The organism is Mucilaginibacter sp. L3T2-6 (assembly GCF_030519355.1).
In the GTDB taxonomy this organism is placed as follows: Bacteria; Bacteroidota; Bacteroidia; order Sphingobacteriales; family Sphingobacteriaceae; genus Mucilaginibacter.
The window spans coordinates 23808-44693 of sequence record NZ_JAUMKC010000020.1 but is presented as its reverse complement, the minus strand read 5'-3'; the positions used below and the strand labels follow the sequence as shown (position 1 = coordinate 44693).

General features: G+C 42.6%; 14 protein-coding genes. 11 read left to right on the top strand and 3 right to left on the bottom strand.

The genetic code is table 11. The annotated features are described in order from the left end of the window. The first annotated feature begins 87 nt into the window (after positions 1-87). The gene (locus tag Q3W13_RS19465; RefSeq protein ID WP_302866628.1) at positions 88-864 is read left to right on the top strand and encodes an SDR family oxidoreductase; all 777 of its coding nucleotides are present in this window, start codon (positions 88-90) and stop codon (positions 862-864) included. 68 nt (positions 865-932) lie between these two features. Continuing rightward, positions 933-2531 (top strand): DUF3943 domain-containing protein, encoded by a 1599-nt coding sequence (locus Q3W13_RS19460; protein WP_302866627.1) that lies wholly within the window; start codon positions 933-935, stop codon positions 2529-2531. A gap of 73 nt (positions 2532-2604) precedes the next feature. Here Q3W13_RS19460 and Q3W13_RS19455 read toward each other — a convergent pair whose 3' ends face one another. Further along, positions 2605-3420, bottom strand: a complete 816-nt coding sequence (locus Q3W13_RS19455) for a phytanoyl-CoA dioxygenase family protein (protein WP_302866625.1) — start codon at positions 3418-3420, stop codon at positions 2605-2607. Between the two features lie 126 nt (positions 3421-3546). On the opposite strand from Q3W13_RS19455, the gene Q3W13_RS19450 reads away from it, so the two are divergent. After that, positions 3547-4443: an AraC family transcriptional regulator gene (locus tag Q3W13_RS19450; protein WP_302866624.1), complete on the top strand. Its 897-nt coding sequence runs from the start codon at positions 3547-3549 to the stop codon at positions 4441-4443. Positions 4444-4509: 66 nt separating this feature from the next. Here Q3W13_RS19450 and Q3W13_RS19445 read toward each other — a convergent pair whose 3' ends face one another. Continuing rightward, on the bottom strand, positions 4510-6084 hold the full coding sequence (locus Q3W13_RS19445; RefSeq protein WP_302866623.1) for an alpha-amylase family glycosyl hydrolase: 1575 nt from the start codon (positions 6082-6084) through the stop codon (positions 4510-4512). Between the two features lie 329 nt (positions 6085-6413). Here Q3W13_RS19445 and Q3W13_RS19440 point away from each other — a divergent pair, with 329 nt between their 5' ends. The 5 genes from Q3W13_RS19440 (at position 6414) to Q3W13_RS19420 (ending at position 12953) form a co-directional block, all read left to right on the top strand. After that, entirely contained in the window at positions 6414-7253 is an 840-nt protein-coding gene (locus tag Q3W13_RS19440; RefSeq protein WP_302866621.1) for an alpha/beta hydrolase family protein, read from the top strand. A gap of 532 nt (positions 7254-7785) precedes the next feature. Then, entirely contained in the window at positions 7786-8235 is a 450-nt protein-coding gene (locus Q3W13_RS19435) for a 3-oxoacyl-ACP synthase (RefSeq protein WP_302866619.1), read from the top strand. A gap of 124 nt (positions 8236-8359) precedes the next feature. After that, positions 8360-8737, top strand: a complete 378-nt coding sequence (locus Q3W13_RS19430; protein ID WP_302866617.1) for an RNA-binding protein — start codon at positions 8360-8362, stop codon at positions 8735-8737. A gap of 400 nt (positions 8738-9137) precedes the next feature. Then, complete coding sequence (locus tag Q3W13_RS19425; RefSeq protein ID WP_302866615.1) at positions 9138-10334, top strand: DUF5009 domain-containing protein; 1197 nt, start codon at positions 9138-9140, stop codon at positions 10332-10334. A gap of 450 nt (positions 10335-10784) precedes the next feature. Beyond that, positions 10785-12953: a carbohydrate binding family 9 domain-containing protein gene (locus Q3W13_RS19420; RefSeq protein ID WP_302866613.1), complete on the top strand. Its 2169-nt coding sequence runs from the start codon at positions 10785-10787 to the stop codon at positions 12951-12953. Positions 12954-13122: 169 nt separating this feature from the next. Here Q3W13_RS19420 and Q3W13_RS19415 read toward each other — a convergent pair whose 3' ends face one another. Continuing rightward, positions 13123-16734: an ABC transporter permease gene (locus tag Q3W13_RS19415; protein ID WP_302866612.1), complete on the bottom strand. Its 3612-nt coding sequence runs from the start codon at positions 16732-16734 to the stop codon at positions 13123-13125. A 497-nt stretch (positions 16735-17231) separates the two neighbouring features. Between Q3W13_RS19415 and Q3W13_RS19410 the strand changes: the two genes are divergently transcribed. From Q3W13_RS19410 to ppsA, 3 genes are all read left to right on the top strand, one after another. Continuing rightward, positions 17232-17435 (top strand): hypothetical protein, encoded by a 204-nt coding sequence (locus Q3W13_RS19410; protein ID WP_302866610.1) that lies wholly within the window; start codon positions 17232-17234, stop codon positions 17433-17435. Between the two features lie 84 nt (positions 17436-17519). Continuing rightward, positions 17520-17726 carry a hypothetical protein gene (locus Q3W13_RS19405; protein WP_302866609.1) on the top strand — a complete coding sequence of 69 codons (207 nt, stop codon included), beginning with the start codon at positions 17520-17522 and terminating at the stop codon, positions 17724-17726. 393 nt (positions 17727-18119) lie between these two features. After that, positions 18120-20747 carry a phosphoenolpyruvate synthase gene (gene ppsA / locus Q3W13_RS19400; RefSeq protein ID WP_302866608.1) on the top strand — a complete coding sequence of 876 codons (2628 nt, stop codon included), beginning with the start codon at positions 18120-18122 and terminating at the stop codon, positions 20745-20747. The last annotated feature ends 139 nt before the right edge of the window (positions 20748-20886 follow it).

Here is a 20886-nt window from a genome sequence, read left to right as displayed (position 1 = left end):
TTGATTATGTTAATAATTGCAAATGCTATCTTTGAAAGATTGGACCCAATCGATATACGTTAACTAATTCAACTAAGCAACTTATCTATGAATTTACATCTTACCAATAAAATTGCTATTGTCCTGGCAGCAAGCAAAGGCTTGGGTAAAGCTATCGCCACATCATTATCAAACGAGGGCGCCAAAGTTATTATTGCTTCGCGCAGTGCTGATGAGTTAAACAAAACCGCTGTTGAAATAAGTGATCAAACCGGCAATGAGGTTACTGCTATAACAGTTGATGTTTCGGATAAAGAATCGATACAAGATCTTATTCAGCAAGTCTCCGATAAATTTGGGCAGATAGATATATTGGTAAACAATGCAGGCGGTCCGCCATTTAATAAGTTTGAGAATTTTGACGATGAGGCGTGGCAAAAAGCATTCGACCTTAATTTGATGAGCGTAGCCCGCACCAGCCGCCTGGTCTTGCCACATATGAAGAAAACAGGCAGCGGGCGTATCATCAATATCATTAGCGGCTCGGTTAAGGCAGTACTGGGGAATTCGGTGCTTTCAACCAGTATGCGTATGGGCGTTGTCGGCATGGCTAAATTAATGGCTGATGAATTTGGCCCTTATAATATTACTGTGAACAATGTTGCGCCGGGAATGATTTTGACAGACCGGTTAAAGCATACTATTTCGCAAGGTATCGACCCGGAAGAAGGATTAAAAGAGAAAGCTAAAAACATTCCGATGGGCCGCATAGGTAAACCGGAAGAACTGGCGGCGGTGGTTGCATTCCTTGCATCCGAACAAGCGTCGTATGTCAGCGGCACCACCATACAAGTTGACGGCGGGGCTAACAGGAGCATATTTTAATTTAGAATTTCTTAACAGTTAAAACACTTTCACATAATATCAGTTGTGTTCATAAATCACAACATATTATGGATATTTCTTACCAATCCTCAGGAAGGCATAATATATGCTGCTTATTATCGCCCAAATACATCCTATTGTTGGCGTTTTTGCTTATTTCAATAAGTACTATAGCACAAAAAGTAACACCGCCTGATACCATAAAACCTAATAAAGGCGATCCCAACCAACAGTTAAAACAAATTAAACAAGTTAAGGCGCAAATGCTATCCGACTCAACAAATGGGGAGCCTAAAAAAAATGTGCCGATTGATACGACTATTTTCAATAAATACGGCGACCTGTTAAACGACGACATCAGGTATAATAAAAAGTACCCGTTATGGAAGCCCGCGGTTGAGGTGCTTGGCATAAACGTATTTACGAACGGACTTGACAGAGCGCTAGGCGAAGATTTTTCGCATGTTGGGCCTGCCACATGGAATGTTAACATTAACAAAGGCTGGGAATGGGACTCTGATAGATTCGGCATTAACTTTTTCGGTCATCCATATACAGGCTCGATGTATTTCAACGCGGCCCGGTCACAAGGATATGGCTATTTTCAGTCAATCCCATTTGCTATCGGGGGCAGCCTGATGTGGGAATATTTTGGTGAAACTACCCGGCCGTCGTACAATGACGTTATCAATACGCCGTTAAACGGCGCCCTGCTGGGCGAGATGTTTTATCGCCTTAGCTCAAATATTCTTGATGACCGGGCCCGGGGAGCAAATCGGGTATTCCGCGAAATTGCGGCAGGACTGGTTGACCCTGTGAGAGGGCTAAACAGGCTGCTACAAGGAAAAAGTTTCAGGCATACCACTACTGAAGTATATCAAAAAGAACCACTTAACATCACCATATATTCGGGGGTGCATAAAATAAATACTGAAAATAGCACAGTTTTCGGCACTGGACCAACAGAAATGTTATTAAATATCCAGTTTGATTATGGTAATCCATTTGAAGACATTTACCGCAAACCTTTCGATTTCTTTAAACTTCGCTCGGAATTCAGTTTTGGTTCGGGTCGTAAATTTCTGGATAACTTAACCGGATATGGAATACTGGTGGGCAATAATACTAACATTGGAAAAATGTCTGTTTTATATGGTGCTTTTCAGTACGATGATTATTGGGACAACAAAACTTTTGAACTGGGTGCTTTAGGTTTTGGCGGCGGTGTATTTACAAAGTATCCTATCAGTAAAAATGTAATGCTTTACACAAATGCCCATATGGCGGTAGTTCCCCTTGCCGGAAATAGCACCCGTTTCGGGCCTGATACCACGCAGGTGAGGGACTATACTTACAACGATGGTCTCGAGGCGAAAGTTGAAAGCACTGTTAATTTTGGAAAAGCAGCCACCATTTCTTTAGTGTATTATTACTTCTTAATGCATACATATGTAGGTGCTGCGGGTAATAATTATATCAGCATATTGAAACCCCGGATTACTTTCAGGCTTGCTGAAAATATAAGTCTCGGGTTTGAACACTTTATTTATTATGATGACCGCTATTTAAAGGCATTGCCTGCGGGAATTCATTCATCGCGGACGGAACAAAAAATATTCCTTTCCTGGTTTTTGGAAGACCAGCAGCGGAAAGGCCGGTATAATTAAAAAAAACAGGAAACCGGGCGAAAGCGGCAGGATTATGGCTTATGGCTTCGTTACGGTTTCCTGCACATTGATACTACAATAATTTCGGGTTCAATTCCGAATTTATCTCCGAGCCGATAGGCACGCCCATCAGCCATTTTTCGTGATCATTTTTTTGCCAGCTGTTTTGATATGGGGTAACACGGGCGCCATCGGCAACATAAATAATGGTCATTACGTCGCGGCGTTTGTTTGAATCATTGCCATTTGCGTGGTGAATAGTAAAGCCCCTGTGCCATGTGGCGTCTCCTGCCTTCATAGTTGTGGCCCGGCTGATCGGGAAATTTTGTTCTTTAACATAATCTGCATAAGCGCTCTCCGATTCGTCAGATATCTCATAATTGAAAATCGAACCCTTTGTGTATGAATTCGATGCGAATGTAAGCATACCCATTTCTATATCGATGTCTACCAGCGGCATCCACATGGTTATGGTATTAAATGTATCTATCGGCCAGTAATACTGATCCTGGTGCCATGGGGTGGGGCCGCCGCCGGGTTCTTTAAACAAGGCCTGGTCGTGGTAAAGGCGTACGTTGGCAACCCCCATCAGGTCGGCAGCAATTTTCGCCATACGTTTGGCCAGCACAAACTTGCGCACATCCTCATCGCATTGCCAAAGGTTCATAATTTGCAGGAAAGCCTTTCCATAGGTATCCCTGTCTTTGAGCGCGCGTTTTTCGGTATTATACCGGTCGGCAGCATCAACTATGACGGGCCGGTATGCGGCTATTTCTTCTTCTGAAAGGACGCCTTCCATTAATGTATGACCTTTCTCCCGGAATTCATCAATATTATTCTGCGGAACTTGTTTAAAATCGTCAAGCGATGGCAATGTTTCTGTGCTCATTTGGGCTAATTGGTTTATAATCAAAGTAAATTATACTTCTCTAAAAAAAAAATGTATTAAATGGTGTAATTATGGATTATTTTATCCCTATATTTAACCTATCGTAAAAAATTAATAAAATATACTATGATAAAGGCTTCTTACGAAATTCTGCAGCCTGTAAATGGCCAGTCGTTCCTGTTTCGCAGGTTCGACAGTTCGGCGTTTGATGCCCCTTATCATTTTCACGCCGAATATGAATTAACTTATATCCCTGAAGGACGCGGCAAACGGTACATCGGCAGCCACATGCAGAATTTTATGAGTGGCGACCTGCTGCTGATCGGCCCAAACCTTCCGCATTGCTGGAAATTGGAACCGGGTAAAGATGAACAAGCCAGCGCAGGCGCTATAGTAGTGCAGTTTGATGGCGCCTTTTTAGGCACTGATTTTTTTAATAAGAATGAACTGCAGCACATTAAGCGGCTATTCCAGAGAAGTGCGAGTGGCATAAGCTTTTATGGAGAAACACAAAAAGCGGTCAGTCAAAATCTGCTCTCCATGAGCAAAGAAGAAAACGGCTTCAGACTGCTTATAGGTTTACTGGAGGCTTTACAACGTCTCGCCCAGTCAACAGAATACCACTTGCTCGACCAAAATCAGGCAGTTGGTGAGCGCTCGTTGGCGGAGCAGGAGCGCATTAATCCGGTATTTGCTTATTTGGTTGAAAACTTCAGAGGACCAGTATCACTTGATGCTGCGGCCGGCATTGCCAATATGACTACCAATGCATTTTGTAAATATTTCAAAAAAATTACCCGTAAAACGTTTATGGAAACGATAATTGAGTACCGTCTCAATTATGCCATTCAGCAATTGGTGCAAACTGATAAAGCCATCTCCGAAATAGCATTTGAAAGCGGTTTTGGGGATGTATCTCACTTCTATAAAATGTTTAAGGTCAAGATGCATCTGAGCCCGCTAAACTATCGCAAAAAATTCCGCCGCAGCTTTGATGAAGCGGACGAGAAGGTAGTGGCGTGAGTTTATAGAGCCCGGGCCAGAAATCAAGGCAGGAAAACATTAGCTAACTTGTTTTGGTTATGAAAATCAGTACGTTGCCATCGCTGTAACGCCGTACGCAGGCAATTTCACCGTCAGTGTGCTTCCATCTGTAACAGGCGTTTGGTTTCCGTAAACCACCTTCAGTTTATGGCCTAAGCCGCGCACAAGGTTTGCGGTCACCGGCTTATTTGAGAGGTTTACAGCAACTATAAATTGATTATCACCCTCGTATCTCATGAAGCTGAAAACCTTATCATTGTCGTTGCCCAGCGTTTTATACGCTCCCTTTGATATTACCGGGTTAGCTTTGCGGATGGAAATCATTTTACAATAGAAGTTCCACAACGAATTGGGATCCTTTTGCTCTTCTTCTAATGATACGCCATCATTTGGCTTATCATTATTAAACGTGTCTTTATGCGGTCCCTTTTGCTTGTACCAATAGGCCATGCCCTTTCCCTGGTCAGATTTATACCATTCAAAAGCCTCGCGGTCAGGTAATTCGTTGGCGTCAGTAGGGCCAAAACTGGCGCTGTTGCCGGTCATACCTATTTCCTGCCCGTAGTATATAGAGGGCACCCCGCCTATCAGCAAGTTAAGCGCTGCGCCGACTTTCAGCTTATCCACATCTCCTTTAACAGCAAAACTAAAACGGGGCGTGTCATGATTCTCCAAAAATACGATTTGCTGTTTTCCGGCTGGAGTAGCATTAAAGGTAGAATCAGCATTTTCAGTTAGCATTTTTTTATCAAACGCACGGATAGAATAACATAACCTGAATGCAAATACCCTGTCGACCCCGCCACGGTTCAAATAATCAAGGCCTAACGACAGCCAGTTGGCTTGTTCAGCAATTATTTTTAGTTTAGGATTTACCGCCCTTAACTTGCCGATAAGCGGATTCCAGAAAGTGTCGAACAGGTGCGGCATCAGGTGTTTGCCATCCAGGTCGTCCATCATGTGGTCAAGCCTGAAGCCGTCCACACCGTCATTGAAGTTACCATCACCATTGGGATCCATCCAATATTTAAAAAGGCGGTAATTGTAATCGAGTACCTTCGGGCTGTTTAAGTTAACGGTTGTAATTTTCCGGTACACGCTGTCATAACCCAATAGCCCGTTTACACCAAACACTATACTGGTTGGTTTAGTATGCGCTTTATCATCATAGATAATATAATCAGCGTATTGTGAACCTGGGTTATTTATGCCGTCTTTCCACCATACATGGTCTTCGGTAACGTACTGCGTTTCCATATCCATATAGAATTTCATGCCGCGGCGGTGCAGTTCTTCTACCAGTGCAAGGTAATCTTTCAGGGTACCATACTTTGGGTCGATCTTCTTAAAATCGCTTGAAAAATAGTTGTGGTAAAAAACAGACTCATAAAGCGGCGTGAATAATACTGCGGAAACTCCCAATTTTTGCAGATAATCCAATTTAAGGCGAACGCCGTTCAGGTCGCCATGTAAATCACCATTGCTATCGTAAAAGCTGCGTTGAAAAATATGATATATAATTTCTTCCTGTCCGGTTATTTTTTTCCGGGCTAATGCATTACTGTTAGCTGATGTTAAGACACTTAGCAGTGCAATGCTTATTAATATTTTAATCTTCATTTAGTGTTTATTGGCAGGGGATGAAACTATATATCATCCAAACGAAAAACAATGCACAACTTATTATAAACATGGCAAATTTTATCTTTAAAAATTATCATAAACACCATCGCTTAGTGTAAATATTACAATTTGAATAATATACCCCAATAATTTAACAATTTCCTCATATTATAAGTTAATTATTAGTTATTCCTTTGCAGCACTATTGTCAGGTCATTTTAAAAGCCTTGAAATTATTAGCCCGCGGTTGTAGCGAATCATGAGCCTTTTGCGTTACAACTTTAAAGGTTATACTACATTGAAAACATACCTTTACTACACGATTAATGCTCACATTCAGGATAAGAAGGGAACCGGTTTCGCAGATGCCCAGATTCAGAACTTTAGAAATATCAAACCCGTCATACGAAAACAACAATTTACGTTTTATTACAGTAAAAACCCCTAATCTGCGGGGCAGAGGAGATATCTGTGCTTATGTTCCGCCGAATATCGGCCCTGCAGACACCTTACCCGTCGTGATACTTTTGCACGGCGTTTACGGCAGCGCATGGAGCTGGCCGTTTAGCTCGGGCGTGCATTTAAAGGTGCATGAGCTTATTGAAAAGGGCAAATTGCCGCAAATGATTATCGCTATGCCGTCAGACGGTATGTGGGGGGATGGTTCCGCTTTTTTACCGCTGGATGGTTACAACTTTGAAAAATGGGTTGCCGAAGATGTGCCCGACGCCTTGTCCGAATGTATAAGAGGGGTCAATGAAACCTCTCCCTTATTTATAGCCGGGATGTCGATGGGGGGATTCGGAGCGCTGCGCATCGGCGCTAAATACGGCCATAAGTTTAAAGCTATAGCTGCACATTCAGCGATGACCAGCCTGGCCCAGATAAAATTCTTTGCTGAAGAATCGTTAAAGCATTATGCACAAGATAACATAATAGACGAGGATGTGTTAGCCACTTTTTTACATCACCGCAAGCAATTGCCCCCAATTCGTTTTGACTGCGGGAGCCACGATTTGCTGATTAACTACAACCGTGTGCTTCACAAAAAAATGGATGAAGCGGGCATACCTCATACCTACCAGGAAAATGACGGAGGACATGAATGGCCTTACTGGTCAAAAAACATTATTCAGTCACTTAATTTCTTCGCCGGTCACCTGTAAGGACTATACTAATGAAATAGTATAAACAGGCTCATTATTAACAATAGCAACGAAAAGAGCAATATGGTTTGCCGCTGGTTGTCAAGCTTTGTCTTCTTGTAAGTTTTGTTCATAACATCTCAATTTATCCAATCAATACGGCAGTGGTGGCGGTAAGAGATGAAACAAGGTATAGGGAACTTTGTTTCAGATAATTTTCAAAAATATACATTAAAACCATAAATAGCTTATTTATAGTTATTTAAATTTTTTAACGAAATTAATTATCATAAAACAGTCAGTTTTTTACACTTTGATAAAACACAATTAACATTCCATCGTTATAGAGACGTAAATGCATTCTCGCATTTATAATTGTGATAAGGTTTAGGTTGAAAATCCCCAAGCAGCGAGTGCAAGGGGATTTTCTTTTTTAGGGAATCAGGGCGCCCAAAGCAAGAGCTTGGTCTGCGCCTTTTTTAAACCCGGTTTCTTCCGAAACTAATCGATAAAGTCTTATCTTTCCGGCTTCATCTACTTCTGTTATTTTGAAATGACGCTTAAACAGCAACTATACAACCAATGCCTGAGTTATATTCAAAACCGAATGGACGCAGCGCAGCAGGCTATTGAGGACGCGCAAAAGGCATCAACCGACGATACTAAAAGCAGCGCAGGTGATAAATACGAAACAGGGCGCGAAATGATGCAGCAGGAAACAAACCGCAATATGGCCCAATTAAATGAGGCAAATAAATTAAAGGTTGCGCTAAACAAAATAAGCCCGGGCATTGTTTCACCTAAGGCAATAGCCGGAAGCGTGGTTTTAACCGATAATGGGAATTTTTACCTGGCCATAAGCGCGGGTTTGTTAAACACTTCTGCAGGCCAATATTTTGCCGTATCGCCCGCATCGCCTCTGGGTTTAAAACTTTTGGGCGTAAAAGAAGGTGATGAATTTAAGTTGAACGACAAAACCTATCACATTAAAAAGGTTGTTTAATATATTTAAAAAATTTGTTGCGTGTATTTGTAAATAATTGCATTAAGTATAAAATATCTATTACTATATTTGAGGATAACACAACGGTGATAAATAAAGGAAAGCCGTTATAATTTAAAATTTAATGAACATATTCGTAGGGAGCCTCCCATTTTCACTTGGGGAAGCCGATTTAAAACAGCTTTTTGAAGCTTATGGTGAAGTTAGCACTGCCAAAATTATTATGGACAGGGAAACCGGAAGAAGCAAAGGTTTCGGGTTTGTAGAGATGCCTGACGACGAGGCTGCTCAAACGGCAATTTCAGGCTTAAATGGTGCTGACGTTAAAGGCAGATCAATTGCTGTTAGCCAGGCAGAAGAAAAGAAACGCGACGACCGCAGGGGCGGCGGTGGCGGCTATGGTGGTAACCGTGGCGGCGGCGGCGGCTATGGCGGTGGTAACCGTAGTGGTGGTGGCGGCTATTCAAGGGACAACAACCGTGGTGGTGGCCGCTGGCAGTAAAAATATAAGGTAAAAAGCCCTGTGAAAATCAGGGCTTTTTACTCTCGCGCCTACCTGTGAGAGCAAATCTGATTATTGCTATTGGTCCGTCAGGCCTTGCCGTAAATCGTTGTTGATTTTTACTAAACCTTATTGACCTGTAAATTGAAGAAATTTCCGGATCAACTTTTTTATTGCCCTTACCAGGCATTGAAGCCTGATACATTGCCATAGCTTTTGTCACTAAGTATTATTGCAGCCCTGCTATACCGTTACTCCAACCATCGGTGTTATCGCTTTTTAAATATATTTTAAAAGTGCGCCCGCTTTTTGTATTTATAACACAAACAATACATTAAACTTTGGTTAATACCGCCTATATTTATCAATAGTTATAAACAAGCGATTAAACCCTTTGCAAATGTCGCAGCCAAAACGACTCCTGTCTATTGATGTGCTTCGGGCGGTCAATATGTTTTTCATGATATTTGTTAATGATCTGAGCGGGGTAAGGCACGTACCGGAGTGGATAGACCATGTGAAAAGCTGGGAAGACGGCATGCATTTTGCCGATACTATATTCCCGTTATTTCTTTTCATCGCTGGTTTGTCAATTCCCCTTGCAATTGGTCGCCGACTTGAAAAAGGTGATTCCTTCAGAACCATCGCAAGCTATATCCTTTTGCGCTCATTCGCGTTAATTGTGATGGGCTTTTTCCACGTAAATATGGAAGAATACAGCAAGCAGGCTATTCTGCCCGAACCTGTTTGGGAATTACTGCTAACAACAAGTTTCTTTTTAATATGGCTGGATTATCCTGAGGCGATGGCCAAAACGCGACGGTATGTATTTATTGGTACAGGTATCGGCATATTGGTTGTACAGGGGTTATTATATAAAGGCATTGGAGACGAAGGCGGCACCCGCTGGCTCGAGCCGTCATGGTGGGGCATCCTTGGCCTGATTGGCTGGGCTTACCTGGTTTGCTCCGGAGTTTACCTGCTGGTAAAGGGCAATTTTACATGGCTGGTAGTGGCATTGGTGGCCCTGGTATTGGTTAACCTTATTTCGCACGGCGGTGTTTACCTCATGTTCCGCGAAAAAATATACAGGTTGAGCATCTGGGTAATTAAAGATGGCTCATGCGCGGCATTAATGATGTTTGGCGTGGTAATATCCATGCTTTATTCGAAACTGATTAAAGGCGGTAGCTACGGCAAAGTGTGGCCGGTATTTACGTTATTGGGTGCGGCCCTTATCGCTTTGGGGTTTTTGGTGCGGCCTTATACGCAAGGCATCTCAAAGATACACTCCACACCGGCATGGATTTATTTATGTACCGGTATAGGCATAGTCGTATTCGAGCTGATTATTTTCCTGGTGGACGTAAAAGGTAAGGTAAACTGGTTTAAAATTATAAAGCCGGCAGGCACCAGCACATTAACCTGTTACCTTATTCCGTATTACCTGGTGGCGCTAATGTCGCTGGTGCATTTCAGGTATCCGCACATTTTAAACGAGGGTACGGGCGGTATTATCCGTTCGTTTGCCGTCTCGTTTATAGTAATTTTAATAACCGGGATGTTGGAGAAGAGGAGGCTGAGATTAAAAATTTAAAAGATGGAAATAATTCGGGTTATGGTAAATCCGTAAGAGTTAGTGGTACCTGTAAAAATAAATAGCCGCATAAAAGCGGCTATTTAGCAAAAAAAGAGGAAGCGGGCGCTTTCTCTTTTTTGTAGTAACTGACCTCATTATTCATCATAAAGAACTAATTGGTTAGGACGAAAATAATAATTAAACAAATATATAATCTATAAAATTAATAGACTAATTTTTTAACGATTTTTAACAAAAAAAATGCATTTTTCTTTAGGAACATATTAACAAATGGCAATTTACCAACATTTACAGGATTGTTACATACGTTTTAGCTCATTTTAGCCAGTTATTGTATAGTATTAGAATGTAACCGATAATTTTGGGGCTAAACCAGTATAAACCGGGTATTGATTAACATAATTTCACAAAAAACCAATATATTTTTATCTTAAAACTTAACCAGATTTGAAGCTTAAACTTTTACTTGTTCTATGTCTTTTTTCGCTGCATATATGTGCCCAAAAGATAAATGCCGGCTTTCAATATCATATCCATCGCGCTGCCTCGCCTATAAAAATTGACGGTATAATGGACGAGCCGGCCTGGCAAAACGCCGAATCAGCAAAGGACTTTTACATGGTTTTGCCCATGGATACGAGCAAGGCAAAAGTGCCGACTGAAGTGCGCATGGCCTATGACGACAAGAACATTTACATTATCGCCATATGCTATAAAGTAAACAGTAAAGCCAGCATGGTTGAATCGTTAAAGCGCGATTTTAGCTTTGTGAAGAACGACAATTTCATTTTTTTTATGGATACCTATAACGACCTGACTAACGGGTATTCATTCGGCGCCAATGCTGCAGGCGGTGAGTGGGACGGTACGATGTACGAAGGTGGCAAGGTTGACCTTAACTGGACCAACAAGTGGGAATCATCTGTAAAAGATTATCCTGATAAATATATTTTTGAGGCGGCTATACCATTTAAAGCCATCCGTTACAAAAAAGGCGTTTCTGAATGGGGAATAAACTTTAGCCGGAATGACTTAAGAACCACTGAAAAATCCAGCTGGACACCCATCCCAAGGCAATTTCCCACTGCATCACTGGCTTACACCGGTACGCTGGTTTGGGATAATCCGCCGCCAGACCCAGGTCAGAATATATCACTTATCCCCTATCTGTTAGCCGGCGTAACCAAAGACTACGCCAACCATAAGAACGCGGCCTTTCATGTTGAAGCAGGGGGCGATGCAAAAATAGCGGTCTCATCAGCGTTAAACCTTGATCTTACCATTCACCCGGATTTTTCGCAGGTGGATGCTGATAAACAGGTTACCAATTTAAGCCGCTACGAACTATTTTACCCCGAGACGCGCCAGTTCTTTTTAGAGAACGGCGACCAGTTTAATAATTTCGGTTATGCATCTATAAGGCCATTTTTTTCGCGGCGAATAGGGCTCACCTCAAATATTATAGCAGGTGCGCGACTCAGCGGTAAACTCGATCCTAACTGGCGTATCGGGGTGATGGATATGCAAACCAACAGCAACGCCGATAATGGTGTGCCCGCGCAAAACTTTACTATGATCGCCCTGCAGCGCAGGGTTTTCGCCCGCTCTAATATTGGCTTCTTGTTTGTGAACAAGGAGTCGTTTAACTATCCGCCCGGAGCATTGCTAACCGGGGCTAATTCAAAATATAATACCAACTTCGGCCTGGAATATAACCTGGCATCAGCCGACAATCTTTTTACAGGCAAGGCGCTGTTTTTAAAATCATTCAGTCCTGATAAGAAAGGACACGACTTTACCCAGGCAGGCAACTTGCAATTCGCCAACAAATACTGGACTATTGGCGGTCAATACGAATACGTAGGCGAAAACTATAATGCTGGCGTAGGCTATGTGCCAAGGCAAGGGTATATCAAGACCAATTCCTACATCAGCCGCTTGTTTTTCCCCAAAAGGGGCATTGTGCTTAGTCATGGTCCGCAATTGAATTTTACCGATTATTACGACGTTAATTTTAAGCCCACCGATAACCGAAGCTTTTTATCATACCAAATCACTTTCCGCGACCGTAGCGTACTGACCGCCTTGGTCGAACACGACTATGTAAAACTGTTAATGCCGTACGACCCGACAAATTATACCGGTAACTTCCTGCCCATCGGTAATGAAAGCCGCTGGAACAATGCTGAACTATCTTACTTCTCGGGGCCGCAGCAATTGTTTACGTATGATTTAACACTTGATTACGGCGGTTACTACGCCAATGGCAAAAAGATAAGTATTGCAAATGATGTAGGTTACCGCTTTCAGCCTTATGTGAACATACAAATTGCCACCACTTATAACGACTTACGCTTGCCGCAGCCCTGGGGCGATAAAGCTTTCTGGCTGGTAGGACCCAGAATTGATGTTACCATGACTAACAAGTTTTATGTCACCGGCTTTTTTCAATACAACGAGCAGGGTAAAAACATCAATATTAACACCCGTTTGCAGTGGCGCTACCGCCCTGCATCTGATTTCTTTATCGTGTACACCGATAATTACCTGCCAAGTCCATTTTTCGTAAAGAACAGAGGACTGGTATTTAAATTTACTTATTGGCTGAATAATTGACGACTGAGTAATTAAGTTGATAAATTGGCTGAGAGGGCGTATTTGTAATATAATGTCAGCATTTTATTGAGTACGTACCTGCTATTTTGTTTTTAGTCAATCTTGAAAGCCTCAAGTCGGAAGCTTGAGGCTTTCAAGATATTTATAAGCTACGTGCCTGCATTTACCGTTATTCGCTTCTTAAGCTTTTCACCGGGTTTGCCATTGCTGCCTTCATTGCCTGGAAACTTATGGTTGCAAGTGCAATAAATATAGCAGCAAGGCCGCCTGCGGCGATTAGCCACCAGCTGATACTAATGCGGTACGCATAAGCCTGAACCCACTGATGCATGTAATACCATGCTATCGGCGCCGCGATAGCAAAGGCAACGGCAATAAGTATGATAAATTCCTTCGAGAACAAATATAAGATACTACTGGCAGTAGCCCCAAGCACCTTACGGATACCAACTTCTTTTACCCGCTGCACGGCCATAAACGAGGCCAGACCATACAAGCCCAAACAGCTTAGAAATATGGCGATTGCAGCAAAAATTTTATATAAAGCCGCCAGCTGCGTTTCCTGCTTATAAAAACCCGCTATTTTTTCGTCGAGGAATTTGTATTCATAAACAAAATCTGGAAACGTTTTATCAAATACTTGTTTAACAGCTTGCAAGGTGGAGGATATATTTTTAGTAGACAGCTTTATACCAGCCTGGTTATACATGGCAATGTCCTGGGTAATAACTACCGGAGCGAGTTGCTGGCGGAATGACCGGTCGTTGAAGTCCTTTAGCACCCCCACAACCGGACAGGTTATTTGTCCATTCCATATACTTATTTCTTTATTCAATATGTCTTCCGGTTTCTTTAGTCCAAGGCTTTTTACAAGCGCTTCATTTACCAAAAACTCCTTAGTCAGTGACGAAGGCTGCAAGTTGTGCCCGGCTATCAGTTTTAATTTGTAGGCCGGCACATAGCCTTCATCGGCAAACTTGGTTATCGCCTTAAAATCAGTCTCTTTTATTGCATGGTTATACTTGAGTGTAGTCCATGTATCGCTGCCATTTTCAATAGGCGTATTAGAACTGATACTTACCGCTTGCACGCCGCTGATTGTTAACAATTGGTTCTTCAGGTAATCCAGCCGGCTCATGCGCAAGCTATCAACACGAAACGGAACATTAATAACAGCATCTTTATCAAAGCCCAGTGGTTGATCCATAAAATAATTCATCTGCTCAACAATAATTAGCGTTCCGATAATGAGCGTTTGTGCAATAATGAACTGAAACACCACCAGGCCCCTTCTTAATGAAATTCCCTTTACATTGGTCGAAGTAAGTTTACTCCTTAAAGCATTTACCGGGTTAAAGCGCGATAAAACGATTGACGGATAAAAACCAGCCAGCGCAGTTACAATAAGTGTTACCGCCAGAAGAAAAAGAATTATTAAAGGGTCACTCAGCAGGTTAAACGAAAGCGAGAGCTCCAACAATTGATTTATATAAGGCAATGCAAAAAATGTGGTAGTAGCCGCAAGTATTACCGCACAGATAACGATTAAAAAAGTCTCGGCCAGGAATTGGGCACGCAACTGCGATACGTTACTTCCCAAAACCTTCCGCACGCCAACCTCCTTCGCCCGGTTAACGGCCTGCGCAGTAGACAGATTAATAAAGTTTACACAAGCAATTAACAGGATGAACGCGGCAATAAGCCATAACACATTCAGCAATTGATGGCTTATGGTTTTATTGCTATAGTCGCCTGCCTGGGTATCAAAGTGTACTGCATTTAATGGCTGTATCAGATAGGTATCCCTGTTTGCAGGCGACTGTACCTTTTGTGAGTAAGCTTTTAACTGCTGATTAAAGTTATCGGTATTCGTATTTTTAGGCAGTAAGATATAGCAGCCAAAATCAGCCACCGTTGCATCCCACTCCCTTGATTTTGACAAGTAGTCCCCGGTAAATCCTGTTCCAAAGCTTACAACAACTTTTAGCTGAAAGTCTGTATTTGAGGGAATAGTGGCGAGGATGCCCGATACCTTTAATACATCTGTACCATGCTCGAACATATAGCCGCCCATTTGTAATTTGATGGTCTTACCCATTGCCACTTTCCAGTCGCCGAAATACTTTTCTGCCGTTTCCTTTGTAAGGAATACATTGTCCGGGTCATTTAACGAGGCATATGAACCGGCAAGCAGCGGGAAATCAAATATTTTAAAAAACGAGGGAGACATATAAAAAACACCCCGCTGTTCTTTAAATACTTTTTCGGTATTTCCGTTATTGTTCAGTACGAATAGTTGATCGTTCTGGCTTGCAAAAATTGGGGCCACCTCCTCAATTTGCGGGAAAGCCGTTTTTAAGCCTACAGGCAATGGAAAAGGGATATCCTTTCCATAAGAAACATCGCCTGTTTCTGCGTGATGATATTCGGTTAATACCCTGTAGGCGCGATCTTTTCTTGCGTGAAAATCGTCGAAGCTTGTTTGATACTGTATAATGACAAAGATCACCATACAAACTGCGATACCGACGGCCAAACCTGTGATATTAATGGCGGCATAACTTCTATTTCGCGTAAGGTTACGCCAGGCGATTTTAAAATAATTTCTGATCATATAATTGCGATTTAATTTCAAACCAGGCCACTTTAAAGCGGTTTGATGTTGTGAAATTATCGCTGTAGTTGCAGATTCAGGTCTCAAATTATAACTCGGGAGCTCTTTATCCTTGTTTGCTTTATATTCTGCGGGGCTTAAGCCTGTTACTTCTTTAAAAATTCTGTTAAAGGTGCTTTTAGAGTTAAAGCCCGAATCGTAGGCCATGCCAATGAGCGTAATCCGGTCGTATGCCGGATCGTTCATTTTACGGATCACCCCGGCAACGCGATACTCGTTAATAAAATCGCTGAAACTTTTCTTGAGCCCCTGGTTAATAATGCGTGAAAGCTCATGCGTAGTGAGGTCAAGTTTTTCGGCCAGAGAAGTTAATGTTAAATCCGGGTCCTGGTAATACAAGTTGGTCTTCACCACTTTTTTTAGCCACGCTCCTCTTTGTTTCAATTCGGTTTGGGGTAGCGCTTTTAATGCGGCAGGCATGTCTTCAATAACACTCACTCCCGGCCTCAAATAAGATGCCACCGCCGTCCATATGGCAGTGATACTAAGCAGCAGGTATAATGGATGATACGTGTAAATGCCGTGTTCTGTATGAAAAAAGATAAATGCAACAACGGTAAACAGCAGCCACAACAACCACACCATGCAAAAAACATTTATCTGTCGCTGCAGCCATCTTAAACCGAGCCTGTAACGGTCGCCGCCGGTAAATTCCTGGCGGCCATAAAAGCCCTTAATCAGCATTTGCGATAAATACAGGTAAATGCCAACCGAAATCAAACTCAACGTTTGCAATACGGAGCCTAACCGCTCCACTCCTATTACCGGGGCACACAACGGCATTAATAAAGGACTAAAATGCAGCAGGTGCTTAAAACGAAATTGAAAATGGGGCGTGGTTGTTTTGAGCACATAAAAATAGATGAGTGGCCCAGCTGCCAATGAGAATGGCAACCAATACCAATCATAACTATACAGCCCGGTATCAATGGCAACCACCTTCGCTAACCATAAAACCACTGCAGCCAGCGCCAGCACCAAAAATCGGTTTGCAGCCAGGTTTATCTTTTTGTTAAACCATAGCAGCAGGCTAAAATTTAGCACAATGAATATCGCCCCGATAAAAACAGGGTCATAAGCGTTGATATGGAAACTATAAGTATTCAAATCTGAGGCTTGGTGTCAATCGCTGTTCCAAACTTATAACATATTGATATATAAAAAATTGCATTTCTTTAAATAATTGCACTGTACCGGAAGCGGACATTAAACGTGCGGTTTCGGTTAACTATCCCGGCTAAAACTGAACTTTCTTCGGGTACGATATACCTATGCCGGTGTTCTGTTCCAGCACGGAACACCCCGAATAACATGGAACACACTGACTATCAGATCTATGCATTTTAAAAATCTTAAAAATAACTGATACTCAGTAATTTATACAGGGGTTTACATGCCGGGTTTACACGGTAAGGTATTTAAAAAATTTATTCTTCCGCTTTAAATCTCAACTTCTAAAAACCAAACCTTATTGCTATTATTAATCTTAAAGAAAATTTATTTCAGATACCAATATACTCTTCGCCGGTCACCCCTATTCGCTTTGCCATTTAAGCAAGACGCAGGCTGAATTCATTTATTTATTTACCCATAAATATCAAGCCGTGAAAAAGATGATCATTATGCTGTTACTGTCTTTCTTTATGTTAGACACTTATGCCGCAACTGCACACCTGCAGCAAGACACCTTGAGAAGAAAAAAAACGACCCCGATGCGAAAACGCAACAAACGCGACACGATGAGAAAGGATTCGCCTTATCATCGCCGGGACACGATGATCCACCATACACCCATCAAAAAAAATTAATAAATTTGAGTAAGATAAAAATCTTCCGTACTACCGCCGGAGATATATAATCCCCTGCGGTAGTACGTTTTAACCGGGTATTTTATGAAAAAGTCGGGAAAACAAAAAACAGTTGAAAACCCGGCCGTACAGGCTGGCGGAACCAACGAATTGGCCGGGTTACCAGCTGATACGAGTCAGCATGGCCTCCCTACGGCAATAAAGCAAATGGAAGAGCCGGACAATGCCGCCAAACCAGCCTTTTACAATGGCGCAGGCACCGACCTGGCACCCACCCGAAAGAAATCATGAATGCCTTAAAACCGCATAGGAACAGATTATGGCTTGCAGGGATTTTGTTATTCGCCGGCCGGCTTTTATTCATTTCGCTTCGCCTTCCCCTTTGCTGGTAACAACCAGGGTTTAATTATTGTAATATGCGGGGTTTTGTGTGTGACAACAGGACTCATTATCTTCTGGAGAAATTTTAAAGACTGGCACTCATATTCGGATTGTGAAACGTAATATTTCGCCCGGGCGGGAGGTGCCTGCAGCAATTATTCCGGTATTTTTTACCTGCTGTATACTTGGTAAACGCAAAAAAACATCCTAAAGTACGCCTTCAAAAATATATAGTAAAAAGCTATTATAAATAAAAATACGGCTATAAATTTGGCTTAAACGCCTTATTTAAAACCATTTTTCATGATTGTTGAACAGCACAATACAACAGCAACTGCCGCCTCCTTCGTCCTTAATTTCCAGCAGATTGACAAAACCAAATTACCGTTAACCGGCGGTAAAGGCGCCAACCTGGGAGAACTATGCCGGATTGACGGCATACGGGTGCCGGATGGCTTTTGCATTACAACCGAAGCCTATAAGGAAATTGCAACCGGCCACCCTGGCTTGGATTCGCTGCTGGATAAATTGGCCTGCCTAAAAGCAGATGACCGAAGATCCGTAGCTGAAATCAGCCTGAAAATACGTGCTGCAATTGAACAAGCGCCGGTTCCCGACCACCTCGTAAACATGATTTGCAGCCAGCTGGAACAATTGGGACTTAACGATGCTTATGCTGTTCGCTCCAGCGCAACCGCCGAAGATTTACCAGCTGCTTCATTCGCTGGCCAGCAGGATACTTATCTGAATATTACCGGGAAGCATGCTATCATAAAACACATCAGTAAATGCTGGGCATCGCTCTTTACAGATCGGGCGATTGTCTATCGTATTCAAAACGGATTCGACCATCGCAAGATCCGGCTCTCGGTGGTAGTACAAAAAATGATTTTCCCGGATGTGGCAGGGATAATGTTTACGGCTGATCCGGTGACTTCAAACAGGAAAGTATTATCCATTGATGCAGGTTTTGGTTTAGGCGAAGCATTAGTCTCCGGTTTGGTTAATGCAGACAATTATAAAATACGCGATAGCGTTATCACCGATAAAAAAATACCAGCAAAAAAAATAGCGATTTATGCGGAACCTGATGGCGGCACTAAAGAACATACCATCGATACCGAAACCCAGAACAGGCAAGTTTTAACCGACGAGCAAATTCTAGAGCTTGAAACCATCGGAAGAAAAATAGAAGAACATTTTGGCTGTCCGCAGGATATTGAATGGTGCATGGCAAATGATTCCTTTTATATTGTTCAGAGCCGGCCAATTACAACCTTATACCCTATCCCTAAAGTTAAGGACAAGGAAAACCACGTATACCTTTCTGTAGGTCACCAGCAAATGATGACTGACCCGATGAAGCCGCTGGGCATATCATTCTGGCAGATGATTGCAGTACGCCCTATGTTTGTAGCCGGGGGACGCTCATTTGTAGACGTGGCGCAGCAACTGGCCCCCGCGGCAAGCAGGGCAGTATTAATTGAGGGAATGGGCCAGCATGACCCGCTCATAAAAGATGCATTAGTGACCCTGGTTGACCGCGGCGATTTTATAAAACTGCAGCCGGAAGAAGAAAATGCAAATCCTGGGACACCTCTGGTCCCTCATTCAGAAATTGAGAATGACCCGGCGATTGTTGCTGAACTGATCAGCAACGATGAAGCATCAGTAGCAGAGCTTAAACAAAGTATCAGCACTAAGTCTGGCCTCGAAGTATTAGATTTTATTGCCGAAGATATCCGCCAATTAAGAACTTTTTTGTTCGACCCAAGGAGCATGTCGGTAATTATGGCTGTTATAAACGATTCGAACTGGCTGAATACAAAGATGAACGAATGGTTAGGCGAAAAGAATGTGGCTGACACGCTATCACAATCGGTCTCCAATAACATCACTTCAGAAATGGGACTGGCCCTGCTGGACGTGGCAGATATAATTCGCAATTATCCTGAGGTAGTCGATTATTTGCAGCATGTAAAAAGCGATAACTTTTTGGATGAGCTGGTTAGATTTAAAGGCGGACCGGAAACCCGGGCCGCAATACAAACTTACCTGGATAAATACGGTATACGTTGTGCGGGCGAGATTGACATCACTAATACACGTTGGAGGGAAAAGCCTTTGATACTTATCCCCGTTATTCTCAACAACATCAAAAATTTGGCGCCGGATGAGGGCGCCAGGAAATTTGAACAGGGCCGGCAAAAAGCCTTACAAAAAGAAGCTGAGCTGCTAAGGCGATTGAAGCAACTGCCTGACGGAGAACAAAAAGCAGCCCAAACCAAAGAGAAAATCAGCAGGCTGCGGAATTTCGCCGGCTATCGTGAATATCCAAAATATGGCAAGATCAACCGTTTTTTTGTTTACCGGCAGGCTTTAATGAAAGAAGCAGCAGGGCTGTTAAGGGCAAATGTAATCTGTGAAATTGAAGATATTTACTATCTGGATTTTGAAGAACTCCGGGAAGCCGTACGCACACAGTCTGTGGATTACCGGGTTATTAATCAGCGAAAACAAGAATTCAAGACGTACAAAAAACTTAATCCCCCAAGAGTTATGACTTCTGAAGGTGAAATAATTACAGGCCGGTATAACCGTGAAGGCTTCCCTGACGATGCGATTATGGGTTTGGCTGTTTCTTCGGGAATAATCGAAGGCCGCGCAAGGGTAATTCTGAAAATGGAAGATGCCGAAATTGAGGAAGGCGACATCCTTGTCACCCCTTTTACCGACCCCAGCTGGACACCGCTGTTCATTTCCATAAAAGGTTTGATAACCGAAGTTGGCGGCCTGATGACCCATGGCGCCGTGATAGCCCGGGAGTATGGTTTGCCGGCAGTTGTAGGTGTAGAAAATGCCACAACACTGATAAAAGACGGGCAACACATCAGGCTAAACGGAACGGATGGGTATATAGAATTACTTTAGAAGATTTTCAATAACGAGATTGGATTCATTATTAGCTGAAGCTAAATTACAGTTGGATTTAGTCGGGTGAAATAAAATGAGTATGTGTGATGGCTTTTACAACTAAATACAGTTTGGCTAAATGGTTAATGCTTAATTA